16 protein-coding genes and 1 pseudogene are annotated in these 18,421 nt (G+C 36.8%); 8 read left to right on the top strand and 9 right to left on the bottom strand.

What is annotated here, in order from left to right; translation table 11 throughout:
- Nucleotides 1-224 precede the first annotated feature (224 nt).
- Nucleotides 225-1,568 carry an AAA family ATPase gene (locus AC058W_RS10105; protein ID WP_479390043.1) on the top strand — a complete coding sequence of 448 codons (1,344 nt, stop codon included), beginning with the start codon at nucleotides 225-227 and terminating at the stop codon, nucleotides 1,566-1,568.
- A gap of 171 nt (nucleotides 1,569-1,739) precedes the next feature.
- Here AC058W_RS10105 and AC058W_RS10100 read toward each other — a convergent pair whose 3' ends face one another.
- Together AC058W_RS10100 and AC058W_RS10095 are read right to left on the bottom strand one after the other, a co-directional pair.
- Complete coding sequence (locus AC058W_RS10100) at nucleotides 1,740-3,353, bottom strand: AAA family ATPase (RefSeq protein ID WP_117846217.1); 1,614 nt, start codon at nucleotides 3,351-3,353, stop codon at nucleotides 1,740-1,742.
- A 79-nt stretch (nucleotides 3,354-3,432) separates the two neighbouring features.
- On the bottom strand, nucleotides 3,433-4,422 hold the full coding sequence (locus AC058W_RS10095; RefSeq protein ID WP_118609803.1) for an N-acetylmuramoyl-L-alanine amidase: 990 nt from the start codon (nucleotides 4,420-4,422) through the stop codon (nucleotides 3,433-3,435).
- A gap of 162 nt (nucleotides 4,423-4,584) precedes the next feature.
- On the opposite strand from AC058W_RS10095, the pseudogene AC058W_RS10090 reads away from it, so the two are divergent.
- The 4 genes and pseudogenes from AC058W_RS10090 (at nucleotide 4,585) to AC058W_RS10075 (ending at nucleotide 7,639) form a co-directional block, all read left to right on the top strand.
- A pseudogene (locus tag AC058W_RS10090) lies at nucleotides 4,585-5,447 on the top strand (FKBP-type peptidyl-prolyl cis-trans isomerase).
- A 162-nt stretch (nucleotides 5,448-5,609) separates the two neighbouring features.
- Nucleotides 5,610-5,792 (top strand): hypothetical protein, encoded by a 183-nt coding sequence (locus AC058W_RS10085; protein ID WP_242986901.1) that lies wholly within the window; start codon nucleotides 5,610-5,612, stop codon nucleotides 5,790-5,792.
- Between the two features lie 342 nt (nucleotides 5,793-6,134).
- Entirely contained in the window at nucleotides 6,135-7,379 is a 1,245-nt protein-coding gene (locus tag AC058W_RS10080; protein WP_479390042.1) for an AAA family ATPase, read from the top strand.
- Entirely contained in the window at nucleotides 7,373-7,639 is a 267-nt protein-coding gene (locus AC058W_RS10075; RefSeq protein WP_479390044.1) for a PD-(D/E)XK nuclease domain-containing protein, read from the top strand. Before AC058W_RS10080 ends, AC058W_RS10075 begins: the two co-directional genes overlap by 7 nt.
- A gap of 807 nt (nucleotides 7,640-8,446) precedes the next feature.
- On the opposite strand, the gene AC058W_RS10070 is transcribed toward AC058W_RS10075, so the two are convergent.
- Both AC058W_RS10070 and AC058W_RS10065 read right to left on the bottom strand, forming a co-directional pair.
- Nucleotides 8,447-9,289, bottom strand: coding sequence for a PD-(D/E)XK nuclease domain-containing protein (locus AC058W_RS10070; protein ID WP_479390041.1), 843 nt, complete (start codon nucleotides 9,287-9,289; stop codon nucleotides 8,447-8,449).
- A complete protein-coding gene (locus tag AC058W_RS10065; RefSeq protein WP_479390040.1) occupies nucleotides 9,279-10,022 on the bottom strand; it encodes an AAA family ATPase in 744 nt (247 codons plus the stop codon). The genes AC058W_RS10070 and AC058W_RS10065 overlap by 11 nt, the downstream gene beginning before the upstream one ends.
- 224 nt (nucleotides 10,023-10,246) lie before the next feature.
- On the opposite strand from AC058W_RS10065, the gene AC058W_RS10060 reads away from it, so the two are divergent.
- The 3 genes from AC058W_RS10060 to AC058W_RS10050 all read left to right on the top strand — a co-directional run bounded on the left by AC058W_RS10060 (nucleotide 10,247) and on the right by AC058W_RS10050 (nucleotide 13,158).
- Nucleotides 10,247-10,687 (top strand): RloB family protein, encoded by a 441-nt coding sequence (locus AC058W_RS10060; protein WP_479390039.1) that lies wholly within the window; start codon nucleotides 10,247-10,249, stop codon nucleotides 10,685-10,687.
- A gap of 188 nt (nucleotides 10,688-10,875) precedes the next feature.
- Nucleotides 10,876-12,381: a hypothetical protein gene (locus tag AC058W_RS10055; protein ID WP_479390038.1), complete on the top strand. Its 1,506-nt coding sequence runs from the start codon at nucleotides 10,876-10,878 to the stop codon at nucleotides 12,379-12,381.
- Nucleotides 12,382-12,696: 315 nt separating this feature from the next.
- Nucleotides 12,697-13,158 (top strand): hypothetical protein, encoded by a 462-nt coding sequence (locus AC058W_RS10050; RefSeq protein WP_479390037.1) that lies wholly within the window; start codon nucleotides 12,697-12,699, stop codon nucleotides 13,156-13,158.
- 77 nt (nucleotides 13,159-13,235) lie between these two features.
- Here AC058W_RS10050 and AC058W_RS10045 read toward each other — a convergent pair whose 3' ends face one another.
- The 5 genes from AC058W_RS10045 to AC058W_RS10025 all read right to left on the bottom strand — a co-directional run bounded on the left by AC058W_RS10045 (nucleotide 13,236) and on the right by AC058W_RS10025 (nucleotide 18,316).
- Nucleotides 13,236-13,373, bottom strand: coding sequence for a hypothetical protein (locus AC058W_RS10045; RefSeq protein ID WP_479390036.1), 138 nt, complete (start codon nucleotides 13,371-13,373; stop codon nucleotides 13,236-13,238).
- 227 nt (nucleotides 13,374-13,600) lie between these two features.
- Nucleotides 13,601-13,780: a hypothetical protein gene (locus AC058W_RS10040; protein WP_479390035.1), complete on the bottom strand. Its 180-nt coding sequence runs from the start codon at nucleotides 13,778-13,780 to the stop codon at nucleotides 13,601-13,603.
- A 20-nt stretch (nucleotides 13,781-13,800) separates the two neighbouring features.
- Nucleotides 13,801-14,166, bottom strand: a complete 366-nt coding sequence (locus AC058W_RS10035; protein WP_479390034.1) for a hypothetical protein — start codon at nucleotides 14,164-14,166, stop codon at nucleotides 13,801-13,803.
- A gap of 228 nt (nucleotides 14,167-14,394) precedes the next feature.
- Nucleotides 14,395-16,467 carry a hypothetical protein gene (locus AC058W_RS10030; RefSeq protein ID WP_479390033.1) on the bottom strand — a complete coding sequence of 691 codons (2,073 nt, stop codon included), beginning with the start codon at nucleotides 16,465-16,467 and terminating at the stop codon, nucleotides 14,395-14,397.
- Nucleotides 16,457-18,316: a hypothetical protein gene (locus AC058W_RS10025; RefSeq protein ID WP_479390032.1), complete on the bottom strand. Its 1,860-nt coding sequence runs from the start codon at nucleotides 18,314-18,316 to the stop codon at nucleotides 16,457-16,459. The genes AC058W_RS10030 and AC058W_RS10025 overlap by 11 nt, the downstream gene beginning before the upstream one ends.
- Between the last annotated feature and the right edge of the window lie 105 nt (nucleotides 18,317-18,421).

Genomic DNA, 18,421 nt, shown 5'->3' with positions numbered 1-18,421 from the left:
TGGTATTTTATCTATTAATATTCCGGTTTTATTCAGTTATATAGAATCACGCCATCTTTAACAAATACTATTCCGTTGATAGACATAGTTTTCCTATCCACTCTGTAATTGCTTTTGTTTTGCAAAAAAAGTTCAAAATAAGAATAAAAAATTGACTCTATCATACAATATAGTTATAATGAGAATATGATTTTGTAAAAAGTAAGCAGAATGGAGGTGATAAAATGCTTCTGGAATTTAAAACCCAAAATTATAAATCTTTTGTGGAAGAGGCAAGTTTTTCGATGGTGGCTGCTCCAAAGCAAAAGGGATTAGATTATAGTCTGATGAAGACAAAAATAAAAGGAAAAGAAATAAAGGGATTGAGTTCTTCAGTTATTTATGGACCAAATGCAGCAGGTAAAACGAATATTATTGGTGCAATGGATGTATTACGGGCAATTGTTTTGAGAGGAAATATTAGAAATTCCGAAGAGAAATCCTCACCAAATCCGGCTGCATCGGCATTGGAATTGATTCCAAATAATAATGAACCGGAGTCTAAGCCTGTATGCTTTGATATAGAATTTTATGAGGAAGATGGAGAAGAGCATAAATTTAAAATACACTATAAATTGAAGATTGATCTTGGAACTTTTCTCGAAGAGGAATACCAAAGAAAAATTCTTGCAGAAGTATTGGAAGTCAATGGAAAAAGAATATTTGAACGTAAGGAAGACTTGAAAGTAGAGAACTTAAATGTAATCAAAGATTATTTATCTGATATAACAGAACAGAATGCAGGAAGCATAAATGAAATCGCCAAAAGCAGTTTGAATCAGGAAGAATTATTTTTGACGAATGGGTTTAAATTAATTTTTTCACCGAAATTCACAAAACTGATTGTTGATTGGTTTGCAAATAAATTCATGGTAATTTATCGTGCGGATTCGATGCAGTTGATTAAAAGATTTGCAGATCCGAAGAAAAAAGCAGCTTATGTTGAAAAGACAACCGATGAAGCAGCAAAATTATTCGGAATCAATTCAAATGCAATTGGGTATGTAGTGAGTGATGATGAGCCGGATGCGAAATTATATTCTATATTTAAAAATATGAAAGATCAGAAGACCACAGCAATTGCAGCAGATATTTTCGAATCTTATGGAACAATTCGTTTTATCAATATGTTTCCTCTTGTGATTAAAGCAATGCAGACGGGAGGAACATTAGTGGTAGATGAATTTGATGCATCGATTCATCCGATGGCATTGATGAGCATTATTAATGTCTTTCACAATGCTGATGTAAATATCTATCATGCGCAGCTCGTATTTAATACACATAATCCGATTTTTTTAAATTCAAACTTATTCCGGAGGGATGAGATTAAGTTTGTTGAAAGAGACGATGATACACATGACAGTGTTTTATATGCATTATCTGATTTTGGAACAACAGGTGATAAGGGTGTCCGTAAGCATGAAGATTATATGAGTAAATATTTTATCAGCCAGTATGGAGCAATAAAAGATATTGATTTCACACCGATTTTTGAGGAAATTTTATGTGATAAAAAAGAGGAATAGACATGTTAAAATTAAAAGATTCAAGCTGGATGGGAATTTTTATCTGTGAGTTTGGATTTTTATGCGCATATGAGAAGAACCGTAGCATTAATTGGTCAGGGTTCTTCTCATATATAGGACTGTATGACAATCTATACCGTCTGATATATAGAAAGTTTGCGAATCGCACACTTATTTTGACAAAGTCTCTATGATACATTTATGTTCTTTGGTATCTTTGTCATAGCTTATTCCAACGCCAAGTACTTTTCCTGTATATTTAGGTGTTTCACCAAGTTTTCCCTGAAATCTCAGGATATACTGTTTATCCTTGATCTGCTGAATAGCCTGTTCTGGAGAATGACCTACTTTTAATTCAAGGATAATACAGGTACCATTTGCCTTATATGGGTAAAAGATAAAGTCAACAAAACCCTTGCCTGCTTTATCTTCCCGTTCAACACGGTATCTGTCCCGCGCGGAAAGATATACCAGATTCACAATAGCAGACAGTTCTACTTCATTGTTATATGACAGAATTGGAGTTTCTGTATTATGTGCATACTGAAGAATCTCTGCCATTTTTTTCGTATCTCCTGACAGTGTTGCATTAAGCATCTGTTCCGAAATATGAGCCAGCTGATATACATAACCTAAACTTTTTTCGTTTTGGAGCAGTTCTTCATATTTCAGCATCAGTTCTCTGTTAGGAATATAAACTTTCCCGTCGGTAAACGTAAGCAGTCCATATACAACCATTGCAGAATATATTTGATTTCTAGTTTGAAGATTCATTGCAGATGCTGCAAATTCATCTATTTTTGCTGTAACGCCTTCGCCGGCAATCATCAGTGCCAGGTCATTTCGAATCTGATCAATATCATTACGGATATAATAAAATATCTCATCATAAGGTCCGGAACTGGTCCAGTAGTTAGACAGCTGGTTAAAGCTGAGAGCCATTACTACAGACCTTGGATTATACAAGCGTTTTCCAGCCACTGTGAAATACCCATCATACCATTCTTGCAGTCCCTTCCGTGATACGTGAGGATTCTCGCATGACTGACTGTATTTTTCATATAAATAGTCTACTTCATCATCTGTAAATCCAAAATATTCACCAAACATTTCCATGGATGTCATTTTGAATTCCATAAACATATTTAACTCTGATCCGCTGGAATATTTAGCAATTGGAAGAATACCTGTGATATATGCCAGTGCAACATAATCCTGATCTTTTAATAAAGCTTTCAGAAAAAGAATGTATTCTGCCTTATCTTTTTCGGTAATAAACGGCATATGGAATACCGCATCCCACTCATCCATAATAAATACAAAAGAGCAATCCGACTGATCCGAGATCATTGAGAGCATGTCCCATACGGAAAGATCAGAATCTAAAGCAGATTCCGGATAAGCATTTAGCAGATCTTTTTTCAGTCCACTAATGATACGGTCTATATACTGCTGATAAGATACACAATTTTCTGGAAGTCTGCTGAAATCGATATAGATAATATCGTATTGATTTCGATATCTGGAATATCTTTCAGAAGAGGAGATCTTTAAGTGGTCAAAGATATCTGAAGAATTCCAGGATCTTCCAAGGAATGCACCAAGCATATTGGCCATAACTGTTTTTCCAAACCTGCGCGGTCTGGTGATACAGATATACTGAGTTTCTTCTTCCATACATCTTAATATATCGTCTAATATGCAGGACTTATCTATAAAATATGTTGTGTTGGATATCTTTTTATACCTTTTATATGAGTATGAATTATTCAAAAACATTGCCATATCTGCACTCACCTTCTTCATATTGATAATGGATAAAATGTTCCCTTAAATGGATTATAACATTGTTTAGGAATATTTGTCAGCTTAAAGATTTCGACAAATCTGTCAGATAATTCTCAATTCCTTTTGCAATTCCCCTGACCATCTTTTTCTGGTAGGAAGTCTGTTGCATGAGTCGGTCTTCGGATGGGTTGCTCATATATCCCATTTCAATCAGTGTTGTCGGAACTTTGCTCCAGTTATTTCCAGACATGGAATCTGTTTCCCAGATATACTCTTTCCGGCATCCTGTGGCAGACACGTAAGCATTCAAAACGGCGTTAGACAGGGATTTATTCTTTTTGTACATGGACGCAATATAAGGGCTGTTTTTGGTGGTGCAGATAGTCATCGCTCCGGTTACATAGGAATTGTCACTTCCATTGGCATGCAGTCTGATATATGCATCTGCTTTTGCTTTATTTGCTATCCTGGCACGGTCGATGCAGCTTAATGCAACCTTACTGTTCGTGCGAGTCATGACTACTTTACAGCCCCTGTCCCGAAGTAAAGAGCGTAGCTGAAGTCCGATGTTTAATGTCAGCTTATATTCCTCCACACCAGTCGCAACGCCCTGCGTTCCGGAAGTGTCTTTTGACTTCGTCTGACTGGAACCAGGTCCGAGGGGCTCATAACCGCCTGCAACAATTCCGGAATGTCCGGGATCCAAAACGATAATTGGTGTCCAGACACCTTTACTGTCGATTTTTCTTCCCTGAATCGTCTGGCTGGTACGCATTCTTCCGGACAGCTTTGCAAAATAACGATAATGTTTTTTGATATAATTCCATCCTGTCAGCATCGTTCCGTCAGATGCAAAGCCATAATAATATTTACCGATTTTGTGCAGGCCAGTGAGCTTTGTACCATTTTGGTAATAATATTTCTTTCCATTCACCGTTTTCCATCCTGTAAATTCACTGCTCACAGAAGCCGCCTGAACGTCTTTAAAGCTTACAGCTGGCAAAGACGTGACACAAAGTAAGAGGCACATCAGCCAAACTATCCATGTTTTCTTTTTTCTTTTCATAAATTTCATTCCCTTCTTTCTACTACTTTGTTATGTAGTTTTATTTTATCAGACGCAAAGCATACATACCAGTACAAAAAGTCTTATATTACTTGATTTTATTGCGCCCACAGGCTATACTGGTCTGAACGATATTTGTAATAAATTTGGAGGATTTTTCACATGAAAATTGCAGTAACTTATGACAATGGAACTATTTTTCAGCACTTTGGAAAAACTGAGACTTTTAAGGTGTATGAAGTAGAAAACAATCAGATCGTTTCAAGTGAGATCGTTGAATCTAACGGCAGCGGACACGGCGCTTTGGCTGGATTACTTGCCGGACAGAATGTTGATGTGCTGATCTGTGGCGGCATCGGAGGTGGTGCACAGTCTGCTCTTGCAGATGCCGGAATCGAATTATGTTCAGGTGTTCAGGGAGATGCGGATGAGGCGGTAGAGTTTTATCTGAAAGGTGAATTAATCTCTTCTGGCGCAAAATCTGTGATCATCACCATGAAGACGGTCATTCCTGCGGTTCTCACGAAGAAGGACATTCCTGTGGAGAGAGCTGTGGCAGTGGCTGTGGCGGAAGTTGTGGAGCACAGAGTACCATCACTGGACGCAACGTGGGTAAAACCTGCCGTACACATTACAGAGGAACCTTTAATGACGGAACACAGTTTGATTCTTCCTATGACCGCGGAGAACCGCTGGAATTTATCTGCGGTGCTGGCCAGATGATCAAAGGATTTGACGCTGCTGTAGCAGATATGGAAGTTGGACAGATCGTAGATGTTCATCTGATGCCGGAAGAAGCTTATGGCATGGCTGATCCGAATGCAATCTTTACCATGGAAATCGCACAGCTTCCGGGTTCAGAAGACCTTACTGTAGGCCAGCAGGTATACCTGTCCAACCAGTACGGACAGCCATTCCCGGTTAAAGTAACCGCCAAGGACGAAAAGAATATCACCTTTGACGCCAACCATGAAATGGCTGGAAAAGAACTGAATTTCAGAATCGAACTGGTTGAAGTGAAATAAAACAAAATAAAATAAAAACAGATTACAGCTTTTGAGATAGCCCTTTAAAATTGGATTTCCAAATCTAATAATTGAGAAATTGGTACAGTTTATCCAAAAGCATGTAATCTGTTTTTATTTATTTTAATTCGTATTTGGTGATGTTCAGAGTGTCAGACCCCAATGCCTCTTGAACCGTCCAACCGGAAAGAGAGAGGACTGTACAGGGATGGAAACAGAGTTTATAACGCAGATGCCGTAGGCGTATATAATATCCTGAGAAAATATCACTCCGTATCCGGAGTAAAAAAAGAACTGTCCGTAACCGGACTGAAAACACCGGAAATAATAAAAGTAGCTGTATAGCTCTAAAGAGCAAACAGTAGTGGTGTCATGGATGCACCCTGAAAAAAGGCGGTATCATGCCTTAATTCAGATGCTCAGATAACTCAGTTGCCGAGTAATTCACACAGTTATAATGCTTTTTGCTTCTTTGATTCGAAATATTAAGATGCCAGAAAGAAGCGTTTAATCAAAGCTGGGATGTGCTTTGTCGAAAACTTAATCTGGCAAGTATAATCATGATTTGTTATAATATTTTGTATCAGTAATATATGGTTCTTAAAGAGAATGATAATGGCATGAAGGATATCTGAATCATGACAAGATCTAATATAATACTATTTTAAGAAGGGGTGATTTTGTGTTATGGGATTATATCTGAATCCAGGTAATGATGGATTTTTTGAATCGGTCTCATCAGAGATTTATATAGACAAAACAGGACTTATTCGGTATACAAATAGAGTATTTCGTACCCGGCAGAAATTTATCTGTGTAAGCCGTCCACGACGGTTTGGAAAATCTATGGCGGCGGAAATGCTGGCAGCGTATTATCAACGAAATTGTAATTCCAGGGAATTATTTGCGGATAAGGACATATCGTCGGATTCTTCGTTTTTGATCCATTTAAATAAGTACAATACTATTTTTCTGAATATGCAGGATTTTTTCAGCCGTACCCACAATATAGATAAAATGTGTACCCTTCTTAGTAAATATGTGCTTCGTGATCTTTTACGTGAATATCCTGATCTGGACTATTTGAATCGGACGGACATTATTGATGTACTGCAGGAGATCTACAGTGAAAGCAGGATTCCGTTTGTCTTTATTATTGATGAATGGGACTGCATTTTCAGAGAAAACAAGAAGGATACGGAAGCGCAGAAAAAATATCTTGATTTTCTGCGTAATCTTTTAAAAGACAGAAATTATGTAGGACTAACCTATATGACGGGAATACTTCCAATCAAAAAATATGGCTCTCATTCTGCATTAAACATGTTTGATGAATTTTCCATGACAAATCCGGGCACTCTTGCTGAATATGTTGGTTTTACAGAGAAAGAAGTAAAAGGTCTGTGCAAACGGTTTGATATGGATTTTGATGAGACCAGACGCTGGTATGATGGTTATTATTTCAAAGAAATGGGACATATCTATAATCCACGTTCAGTTGTAAGTGCAATGCTGAACCGTTCCTTTGATAATTATTGGAATAAAACAGAAACCTTCGAGGCGCTTCGGGATTATATTATTATGAACTATAAAGGGCTGAAAGAAAATATCATTCAATTGCTGGCCGGTAAAAGACAGCCTGTTGATGTCAGCTCGTTTAGTAATGACATGACGACCTTTTCGAGCGCCGATGACATATTGACATTATTTATCCATCTTGGATATCTTGGATATGATTTTTCAAAAAAAGAAGTATTTATTCCGAATAGTGAGATTACAACAGAGTTCGTTACCTCCATACGGGATGCAGGATGGCAGGAAGTAATTCTGGCGATAAAGAATTCTGAAGAATTGCTTCAGGCAACATGGAAAAGGGAAAATGAGACAGTCGCAGAGAAAATCCAGAAGCACATTTTGAAACGTCTATACTGACATATAATGACGAAAATGCACTGGCATGCGTAATTTCTCTTGCATATTATAGCGCACGGACTTATTACACTGAAATAAGAGAGCTGCCGTCCGGAAAGGGTTTTGCAGATATTGTATATCTTCCGCGAAAAGAGCATCTGGATAAACCAGCTATGATCATTGAATTGAAATGGAATAAGGATGCAGAAAGTGCTATCAATCAGATAAAAGAGCGTAATTATCCACATACTTTAAAAGACTACCAGGGGAAAATCCGCTGATGGTAGGAATTAATTATAGCCCGCAAAACGAAAGTACATGAATGTCTGATTGAACGGTTAGCTATATAATCAAAAACATAAAAAATATCCAGACTGGACAGAAACTTATCTGCGTGGTCTGGAGATCTCTTATTAGGTGCATATGCAGTCCGTCCCGTGTACTTACTTTGTTTTGCTTACACTGGAAAGATGTGGTAGAAATATTGTGGTCTGGCACTAATATCCTACGTCAAGAACGCCCGGAAAAATCTGGGAGTATATTCACTCTTGATTTCAACATATTTATTATTTATATCGTTGCCAAATAGCGTTTACCAATATTTCTCCACATAGCCAGCCGCATCTTCTTCTGATAATGAAAATACCTTCATTAGGTTTTTCACTGTAACATCTTTACTGGCGTTAAAACTTTTACAGGTACTGATTGTTGCCTGGATACCCTCTAACCGTCCTTCTCACCTTCATTCATTAACTAATACTTTGCCAGAAGAGGAACAAAGTAAATTTATAACAGGGCAAAAATAGAAGGTAAAATCAATCAGGGACTTTTAGCAGCTCGCACATGCTGGTAAAAATGTGTCTCCTTATAATTTCCCAAAAGAAAGACTCCAGCCGAAATGACTGGAGCTTTCTTCTGGAAGTTCACACCCTAATTTTATATTTCTTTTATGGATCTTTTAGGAACGCTTCATTCTTTTTATTTATCCTTCAGAGTGTCAGACCTCAATGTGTTCTTCACTTCGATATAAAGAACATGGTGCCGCACTGTTCAGATAAAATCCCATATTATTGTCATCTCCCATTGGTTCAAATCTGTATCGTTTCTATCAGACATTCATGATGTTTATCAGATTTATTATAATTAATTCCAACAAGCAGCACAGTTCCAGAATAATTTTTTAATCCTTTAATATAGTTTTTATCTTTTATCTGTCTGATAGAACCAGTGGCTGTTTTATCCCATTTCAATTCTATTATCATTGCCGGCTTTTCCGGATATTGAATCCGAGGTAAATAAACAAGATCTGCAAACCCTTTTCCAGATGGAAGCTCCCGATATATGGAATAATAGCGCCGGACGCTGTAATAAGCAATGGATATCACACAGCTCAATGAAATTTCATTGTTATAGTTGAGAATAGAAGTAAATTCTTCATGAATATTATCAATTATCCGAGCGACTTTTTCGTTATTGCATGCTAGAGTATTTTCTAAAAGTTCTTCAGATATAGAGATAGCATGGATGACTTCATGCCATCCACTTGCTTTTATCGCACGGGCAAATTCAGCACGTACCTCTTCATTAGGGATGAATACTTCCTGTAAATCCATGTCGTATGCCAGATACCCCAAATGGATCAGAAGTGTCAATGCATCATCTTTGCTGTGAAAAGTTGTCATATCATTTTGAAAAGTTCCGGTATCAATCAGACAGTGGCCTCCGCCAAGCATGGCGATCACGGTATCTTTCAACCCGTCAAAATTCATATCGATATATGTTTTTAAAGCTTCATAAGTTTCGGTCTGTGTCCAGTAACTGTCAAAAGCTTCATTTCTCATGGCATCTACTACGGATTTAGGGCTGTATATATGTTCCGCTTTGCGAAATCTGTAGCCGTCATACCATCGTCTGGTTTCTTCAAAATCCATATTGTATTTTTGACAGAAGATCCCTGACTTCCTCTTCTGTAAATCCGACATAAGATGCCAGATACTTCGGGTTTGTCATAGAAAATTCATCAAACATATTCAAAGCTGAATGTGTGCCATATTTTTTTATCGGAAGAATACCTGTCATATATGCAAGCTTAACATATACCTTATCTTTAAGAAGATCCCTCAAGAAATCCAGATACTTTGTCTGAGCATCAACATCTGATTTCTTTTCTCTGAAAACACAGTCCCATTCATCAATGATAAATACAAAACCCTTTCGATGTACGCTGTAGATTTTTTCTAATGCGCTGGTGAGATGGGGTTCACTTTCTAATCCTAGATCAGGATACCTCTCTGCCAGTTCCTGAATAACCCTGAATTCCAGATATTTCACCATATTCAAGGCACAATCTGAACGACTTAGAAAACTCTGGATATTAAAGAAAAGGACATCATATTTATTTATATTTTGTTCAAAAGAAGAATCTACTGCGATCTTTAATTTAGAAAATAGAGGATGAGAATCTACACTGCTGTCATAATATGCAGAAAGCATTTCGGCCGTTATGGACTTTCCAAATCTGCGCGGACGGCTAATGCAGATGAATTTCTGTTTTGTACCCAATACACGATTTGTGTAATGGATCATATTTGATTTGTCTACATAAATTTCAGAATTTAAAGATTCCGCAAAAGCATCATTCCCTGGATTTAAATAAACGCCCATAACTGCCTCCCTTTGTTTTGTTACTATCACTATATCATACTCTCATTTTTATTTCTATAAAAGAATTAGTCGAAATTTTACGCATGAATCTGTCAGTTGGCAGGTATATTTAAAACTTTCTTTTGGAAATATTATTTTATTTTTTAAGGAAATTGCCTTTATGAAAAATTTAGAATTATTTTATTTGAAAATTAGATGGTCAGACCCTTCGGGTCTCTTACCCTTTGCTGGACGCACGGTCAGACCCTTCGGGGTTTGCCATTAATGGAGTGGTTCAGCGGGCAGAAGTATTAAATCAAAAAGATTCCAATATTCAGTATCATGCAGCATGGAGTAATGAATGTATTGAATTCTGGTTTATGTTGCACTTCGCATATTATACATCAAATAACCATAGATCTGAGTATAAGAAGTTTTTGAATGAGAAATTTCAAGAACTGGGAATTGGAAAATATGAGAAAAACATGGAGGATATATTTGAAGTGTTGATGAATAGCGGAAATCCTAAGCTGGCAATTCGATACGCGAAGCGGATTATACAAAATGGAAAAGGAAAGACACCGGCAGAGATAGCACCCGGAACGAAGGTGTATGAGTTGGTAGAAGAATTGGCAAAGTATTTGCCAGAAGAGGAACAAAGTAAATTTATAACAAGGCAAAAATAGAAGGTAAAATCAATCAGGGACTTTTAGCAGCTCGTACATGCTGGTAAAAATGTGTCTCCTTATAATTTCCCAAAAGAAAGACTCCAGCCGAAATGACTGGAGCTTTCTTCTGGAAGTTCACACCCTAATTTTATATTTCTTTTATGGATCTTTTAGGAACGCTTCATTCTTTTTATTTATCCTTCAGAGTGTCAGACCCCAATGTTGTAAGGGGTAATCTTTCTGTATACAACAAAAATGGTCAGAAGATTGGTGATAGTAACACTACAATAGCTAATGCATATGTATTTGACTTTGATGGTGATGCAAAAACATTTGCTACTGAAAGACTAAACAATCTTAAAGTAATTGATAAAGACGGAAATGTAACTACTGTAGATTCTAAGGCAACCGCTGATGATTTTGAAATTAAGTATGCAGAAAATGTTACAGGTGTTCCGAATAAAAAGGCTGATGGAACTTATGAAGAGTACAATACAGCATATGTGTATGCTGTAGCTAAAGACGGTTCTGGTTATACCGGAAATCAGACTTTGACATTAGCTGATGGAAGTAAAATTAAAAATGTTGTTGCATCCTATGCTTTCAAAATCAAAAATGTTCAATTTGTAGAGAAGAATGTTTCAGTAAAAAATGGTACTTATGCTGGTGGTCTTGCTGTTAAACCAGATGTTTTAGTTCAGATCAAAGGTCAGACTCTTGTTGAAGGAAAAGATTATGAACTTAAATTCTATACTGGACAGTATGGAAAGACTTCATATAAAGAAATTTCTAATTGTACTGATGTTACAGATGGAAAAGCGTATGGTATCCTTGTTAATGGTAAAGGTGGATACACAGGTTCACTTGTTTATATCGATGCAGCTTGGGGAATTGACAAAAAAGATATCAAAGACTGTGATGTTAAAGTCATTGATGGTGTTACAACTGTTATGAACGGTTATATTCCTGTTCCTACTACCGAATATACATCTACTAAAAATAGTGATGGAACATACACTGTAGCAGCTAATAAAGACAGCAAAAACTATGTTGGTTCTAAGACAGTATCTGCTCAGGGTAAAGCCGAAGATGAGAAACCAGATGCTCCAATGATCAGCAGCGTTAAAGTTGTTGGCAACAAAGCAACTGTAATCCTTTCCGGTGAGTCCGAAGGTGCTTCAGGTTACGACTATGTAATCTCTACAGACCGTGATTGCATCACAAACAAAGATTACACTTCTGTAAACAAGAACCAGGTTAAGACTAACACTACATTTGAATATGTTGGTCAGAACACATACTATGCATACTGCCATGCTTGGAAACGTGATGAGAATGGTAAGAAAGTATTCAGCGACTGGTCTAACGCATATCCATTCGTTGTAAGTGCAATCACACCATCCCAGCCAGTGATCACAAGCGTTAAAGTAAAAGGTTCTACTGTAACTGTAACATATACAAAAGCATCCAATGCTGACGGATATGATGTAGTTCTCGGAACATCTACAAAGAAAGTTAACGGAGAAACACGTCCGGTAGAATACGGAAAACTCGTTAAGAAGAACATCAAAGGCAATGTTGTAACAGCAACATTCAAGAATGTGAAGAAAGGAACCTACTATGCAGGTCTCCACGCATTCAACAGAACTTCTGAAGACGGCAAGAAAGTATTCAGCCAGTGGTCAAACGTTAAAAAAGTTACTGTAAAATAATCCATTTGGGTAATTAAATACAGATTCCTAAAAAGAAAGCTCCAGTCATTTCGGCTGGAGTCTTTCTTTTGGGAAATTATAAGGAGACACATTTTTACCAGCATGTGCGAGCTGCTAAAAGTCCATGATTGATTTTACCTTCTATTTTTGCCCTGTTATAAATTTACTTTGTTCCTCTTCTGGCAAATACTTTGCCAATTCTTCTACCAACTCATACACCTTCGTTCCGGATGCTATCTCTGCCGGAATATTGGGGTCTGACAGTGCGTACTGCTATAGAGAAAAAACTGGTCTATCATCAGGAGGGAGGCTATTATGAATGATACAGCATATGATCCATCATATCTGGACAGTATGAAACTATCCGGCAGATATTTATTTAAACTGATCGCGCGAAACTGTCCGGACTGCTTTGATACGATCCGCAGATATATGAAAAGTGACTACCGCAAATATATGGATATGGGAAATCCATTATATCTGTGCAAGACACCAAAACAAATCCTGGGAAATATGGGAATTACCATAAACGCAAAGGCAGAAATAAGTGATACTTATGATGAATTCATTCTTGAATGGATGTCGGATTGTTATGTTACCCTGCAATGGAGATACCGGCTCTGGTCATCAGAGATGATAGATATGGTAAAGCTCGAAAAACTGTATAAACAATATTACCCTTTACATGAAACTTCCCTGTCTAATGCAGTCGTTAAAATATACAACATTTACCATCTGGAGAAATTATCTGCACATCGTTCCAAACGAATTTATTAGAAAATAATCCATTTGGATAATTAAATACAGATTCCTAAAAAAGAAGGCTCCAGCCGTTTCGGCTGGAGTCTTTCTTTTTAGGAATCAGCTCTGATAAATTTCTGACGTACTTCTTCGGTTGGAATATAAACTTCTCCGGAATCATCATCGTATGCCAGATATCCCAAATGTACCAGTAAAGTTAAGACATCATCCCTTCCCTGCAGTGACGTCATGTTATTTTGAAAAATTCCGGTGTCTATCCTGCATTTTAGAGACAGTATTCTGAATATTACTGGAAATAGATATGAACTATGCAACATCAAGAAACAGTACATCGTACTGATTGAGATTTTCTGTGAATAAACCTGTATTTTTCTCTCTTATTGCCTATACCTGATTTTATATTTCTTTTATAGATCTTTTGGGATTGCTTCATCCTTTTTATTTATCCTTCGGAGTGTCAGACCTCAATGTGGTCCCGAAGATTATTACAGTTAAAAAATGCAATGTCACCTATTGATGTAACTCCGTCTTTGATATCTGCTTCTACGATCTCATCTGCATAATCTTCCCATGGACACAGATGTGAATTTACCGGTTCACCTGTTTCCCAGTCTACTATTTTGTAAAAATCATCCATTGTGCCGTTTCCCTCTACAGTTAATACTCCATTCTGCAGAGTCCATGTAACGTTCTTTCCACAGGTTCCACTTCGCACAGCCTCTGCAGATGGCGCATCTTCTGATTGTGCATCCGGGATTCCGGATGAAAATGCATCTTCTTTCGATTCGAAATCCTGCTCAGGTGATTCGAATTCATCTGACAGGATTCCGGATCCGCATCTATTTGAGATTCGGTGTTCTGATAAGATTCTGTACTTTCTGGAATTTCTGTTTTATCATGCATCTCTGTATTTGCAGTTCCATCAGAAAAATCTTCTGCATAGATTGCAATTGGCTCTGTTGATAAAACAGTGCAAAGCAGGATTGCTGTCAGTCTGCTGGCCCACATGTTTTTTCTTCTCATAACTTTTTCACTCCTCGTTTTTACAATATAATTTACAAGTTGTAATCATTATACTCAATTATTTCATATCATACAATGAAGATCTGGTTAAAAAAGGTGCAGTAGTAAACTAATATTAGTCACGGGAGAGGCAGCTTTCTCATTTTTTTATTTCCCAAAAAGAAAGACTCCAGCCAAAATGGCTGGAGCCTTCTTTTTTAGGAATCTGTATTTAATTACCCAAATGGATTATTTTACATTTACTTTTTTAACGTTTGACCACTGGCTGAATACTTTCTTGCCATCTTCAGAAGTTTTGTTGAATGCGTGGAGACCTGCATAGTAGGTTCCTTTCTTCACATTCTTGAATGTTGCTGTTACAACATTACCTTTGATGTTCTTCTTAACAAGTTTTCCGTATTCTACCGGACGTGTTTCTCCGTTAACTTTCTTTGTAGATGTTCCGAGAACTACATCATATCCATCAGCATTGGATGCTTTTGTATATGTTACAGTTACAGTAGAACCTTTTACTTTAACGCTTGTGATCACTGGCTGGGATGGTGTGATAGCACTTACAGAGAATGGATAAGCATTGGACCATTCACTAAATACTTTCTTTCCGTTTTCATCACGTGTCCAAGCATGGCAGTATGCGTAGTATGTTCCCTGTCCTACATATTCAAATGTAGTGTTAGTCTTAACCTGATTCTTGTTTACGGAATCATAATCTTTATTTGTGATGCAGTCACGATCTGTAGAGATTACATAGTCATAACCAGAAGCACCTTCAACATCACCAGAAAGGATTACAGTTGCTTTATTTCCAGTAACTGTAACGTTGCTGATCATTGGAGCGCCAACATTCTCAGATTTTTTAACAGATACTTTCTGGCTTCCTGTGTAACCTTTGCTATCAGCTTTAGCTGTTACAGTAGCTGTTCCGTCACCGTTGTCTTTTACATCGTATTCTGTAGCTGGGACAACAACATTACCGTTCAGTACAGTAGCTGTTAATTTACCGTTTGTCTCAGAGATAGAAATAGTTGTATTCGCAAGATCTTTTTTAACAATCTTCCATGTTACGTCAACGGAATATGTGTTTGTAGTGTCATTAGCAATTGGATTGCTAAATACACCAGTCCATTCACCAGAACCGTTGCTAAGTTTATATCCGTTTTTAAGTTTCAGTGTTGCTTTTAATACTTTATTTGCACCAGTAACGTCTGCATTATTAGAAAGTCCTGTGAATTCATAATCAGTTCCTTTTACTAAAGTCTTCTCACCTACTTTGATTGTTACATTTGGAGTTACAGCGACACCACCAGCATATTCTGTATCTGCTACAGTTATATTCTTGCGTCCTACAGTAACACCTTCAATAGAGAATTCCTGAGCTACAGTATATTTTTCTTCACTTCCAGCAAATTTTGTAGAACCTGTATAATTGCCAATACCTACTACATAAACATATGCAGCTGGGCCGGTAATATTATTGAAATATTTAATTTCATAATCTTTACCTTCTACAAGTTTCATAGTATCATATGCGGCTACACTTGGAACAAATTTAATGTCTTTAAAAGTTTTCTCTGTTCCGTCATATCCAAATACATATTTTGTTTTTGTAAAGTCAATTTTATCGCCATTCTCATCAAATGCGTAGAATGTACCATTCAGTTCGCTTGTAGTAAGCGCTCTAGGAAGAATTTTAAAGCCAACTTCTTTTGTATCACCTGTGAAGTTTGTATTTGTTTTTACAGGAGCTAATGTCACACTTGCGTCACCAGCATTTACATTTACTTTAGAGGTTGTTGGATATGTGATTACAAAATCAGAAGCACTCAGTGTAACGCCATTCAATGTGATATTGAAATTAGAAGCTGTTGGTTTAATCTGTTTTCCGTTATAAGTAAATGCTTCTTTTTCTTGATCAGTAGTAGCTTTTGCTTCAACTTTAACGTCACTCAGGTTTGCTTTGCTGATTGTAAACTTAGCTGTCTGAGTTCCAGAATAATCACCTTTACCTTCAACAGTTACAGTTGCTTCTCCAGCATTTACATTATTTGTGCAGGATTTAATTGTGTAGTCAATATCCTGTGCAAGTTCAACGCCATCTACTGATAATTTTACAGTTGGTGTAATTGCTTTTCCAGTGTAAGTATAAGATCCAACAATTTCAAGTTTTACATTAGTATCCGCAATGTCTTTATTAGTTACAAGTGTTGATTTGGATGCATTGTTGATAGAAGTACCTGTAATTTTATAGTTTTTATTTTTAATGTTTGCTGCGTCTAATGTAGTTACGATTCTAAGATCCAACAGCTACAGGATTTCCATCTTCTGTTGCATATGTTAATTTATATGCATCAGCCGGAACGTCTTTCTTTTTACCAGCAACTCCAGCTTTTACAGTGACCTTTCCATCCATGTAATCAGCTACAGTCTGAAGACTTCCATTATATTGAACTTTTTCTGGAGCAGTGATATCAGTTGCTTCGATTTCAGCCTGCTGGATTGTAAATGTACCAATTTTAACACGTCCACTGTAATTTCCTGTACCAACGATATATACTTCTACATCTTTCTTAGATACTTCTTTTGCATTTGTATTATCGTTTACATACTCTACTTTGTAATCACTTGTAGATAAGTTAACTGTTGTCTTCTGATTATTTGCACCAGTTATGACAAATTTAACATCTTTAATATCTTTTGTGATTGCTGCACCAGTATATGTTTCAGCACCTAAATTAGTATTTTCGTTTGCTGTCTGATCGTTTCCACTTCCAATTTTATAAGTTAAGCCTTCAGCAGTAAGTTTATTTAAAGTTACAGGTAATGTTACTGTTGTATTTCCGATAACATTTGTATTGTCACCATTTACTGCAACAGACAATGTAGTAGCACCGCTTGCTAATGCCGCCGGTTTAACTGAGATGACACTGGAAATAGCACTTGTTACTTCCTTTTCGCCAATATAAAAATGAATTGCCTCTTTTACAGTAGATTCACTTGTAACATAATCTTTTCCAATGCTGTCAACAACAATTTTAAAATCAGACATCTGATTAGCTACAACTTTAACCTTTTTTCCAGTTGTTGATTTTGTTATATTTCCGGTATAATTGTTGTTAGTTTTAGTGTCTTTAGCTAAGGAATCTGTTGTAGTTGCAACAGTTAATTCAGCTTCGTTACCAACAGCATTCAAACCAGTAGCACTAACAGTATAAGTAGATGCTGGAAGAACTTCTCCTGTTACTGTATCCTTTACGGTTACAAAATCTGAAGAAATATTAGCTTTTTCTGCATAAGAAACAGTAGTCTTATTTAATGTTAATTCTAATTTATCTGCATCTAAAGTACGTTTAGCGATCTTAAATGCTGCTTTGATTTTTCCAGTATATCCTGCTTTATTTACAGTCGCAACTACATAGAGATTTTTATCAGATGGAGTTGCATTTACAAGATCATCGCCTTCATATGTATAAGTAAAATCAGAATATTTAAGGCCGTGAGTGCCTGTAATTGTGAAGTTTCCAATCTGGGTATCAGTAAATGCTACCTGCTTTCCTGTATAAGATACAGTCTGACCATTAAGATTTAAAACTTCATTAGAAATATCCGCACTTTTAATTTCGATACCTTCGATTGTAGTTTTAAATCCAACATTCTTACCAGTTCCTGTGATGTTTACAGATACAGTATGACCTGCATCCTCAGCTAAAAATTTTGCTTTTGCTAATTCAATATTTAAAGTACCAATACTTGTTGCAGAACCTTTATACTTTATGTTAGAGTTTGTTTCATGTCCAACTACTTCTTTTCCGTCAATACGAACTTCGTAGTCGAAACTTTCAACATCTGCATCTCCATCTTTAAGTTCACCAGACACGGTTAATGCTCCAGTCCAGTCATTTAATGTTAATTTAGGTGCAGTTGCAGTAGCAGTATCAGTAACAACAGTTGTATCTTCTACAACCGGAGCAGCATCTGCATCATCAGAGAATGTTTCAGCAGCCGGAGCTTCAGTAGCTACAGCAGCATCTGTACCATCGCTGAACTCAGCAGCCCATACCGGCACATTAGAAGTAGCAAGCATTGCAACAACAAGTGACATACTTAATGTCTTTTTTGCCATGCCCTTCTTTGTGTTTTTAATCTTTGTCATGATTATAGTTCCCCTTTGGGTGGTGTACAGGTTCATAAATGAGAAAAGCTTTACTAAGTAATGGAGAGAATTTACGATGTCGGTATATATATTGAGATTTATAAA

The organism is Blautia sp. CGZ-1-C1 (assembly GCF_056504575.1).
This window is presented reverse-complemented; position numbering and strand designations above follow the sequence as displayed.

What these genes read in the sequence shown, in the direction of transcription:
- AC058W_RS10025 (WP_479390032.1), bottom strand. Translation starts at nt 18,316, where the DNA reads ATGACAAAGATTAAAAACACAAAGAAGGGCATGGCAAAAAAGACATTA.
- AC058W_RS10050 (WP_479390037.1), top strand. Translation starts at nt 12,697, where the DNA reads ATGAATGATACAGCATATGATCCATCATATCTGGACAGTATGAAACTA.
- AC058W_RS10035 (WP_479390034.1), bottom strand. Translation starts at nt 14,166, where the DNA reads ATGAGAAGAAAAAACATGTGGGCCAGCAGACTGACAGCAATCCTGCTT.
- AC058W_RS10080 (WP_479390042.1), top strand. Translation starts at nt 6,135, where the DNA reads ATGGGATTATATCTGAATCCAGGTAATGATGGATTTTTTGAATCGGTC.
- AC058W_RS10095 (WP_118609803.1), bottom strand. Translation starts at nt 4,422, where the DNA reads ATGAAAAGAAAAAAGAAAACATGGATAGTTTGGCTGATGTGCCTCTTA.
- AC058W_RS10065 (WP_479390040.1), bottom strand. Translation starts at nt 10,022, where the DNA reads ATGGGCGTTTATTTAAATCCAGGGAATGATGCTTTTGCGGAATCTTTA.
- AC058W_RS10100 (WP_117846217.1), bottom strand. Translation starts at nt 3,353, where the DNA reads ATGGCAATGTTTTTGAATAATTCATACTCATATAAAAGGTATAAAAAG.
- AC058W_RS10070 (WP_479390041.1), bottom strand. Translation starts at nt 9,289, where the DNA reads ATGGATTTTGAAGAAACCAGACGATGGTATGACGGCTACAGATTTCGC.
- AC058W_RS10085 (WP_242986901.1), top strand. Translation starts at nt 5,610, where the DNA reads ATGCCTCTTGAACCGTCCAACCGGAAAGAGAGAGGACTGTACAGGGAT.
- AC058W_RS10045 (WP_479390036.1), bottom strand. Translation starts at nt 13,373, where the DNA reads ATGACGTCACTGCAGGGAAGGGATGATGTCTTAACTTTACTGGTACAT.
- AC058W_RS10040 (WP_479390035.1), bottom strand. Translation starts at nt 13,780, where the DNA reads ATGGATGATTTTTACAAAATAGTAGACTGGGAAACAGGTGAACCGGTA.
- AC058W_RS10105 (WP_479390043.1), top strand. Translation starts at nt 225, where the DNA reads ATGCTTCTGGAATTTAAAACCCAAAATTATAAATCTTTTGTGGAAGAG.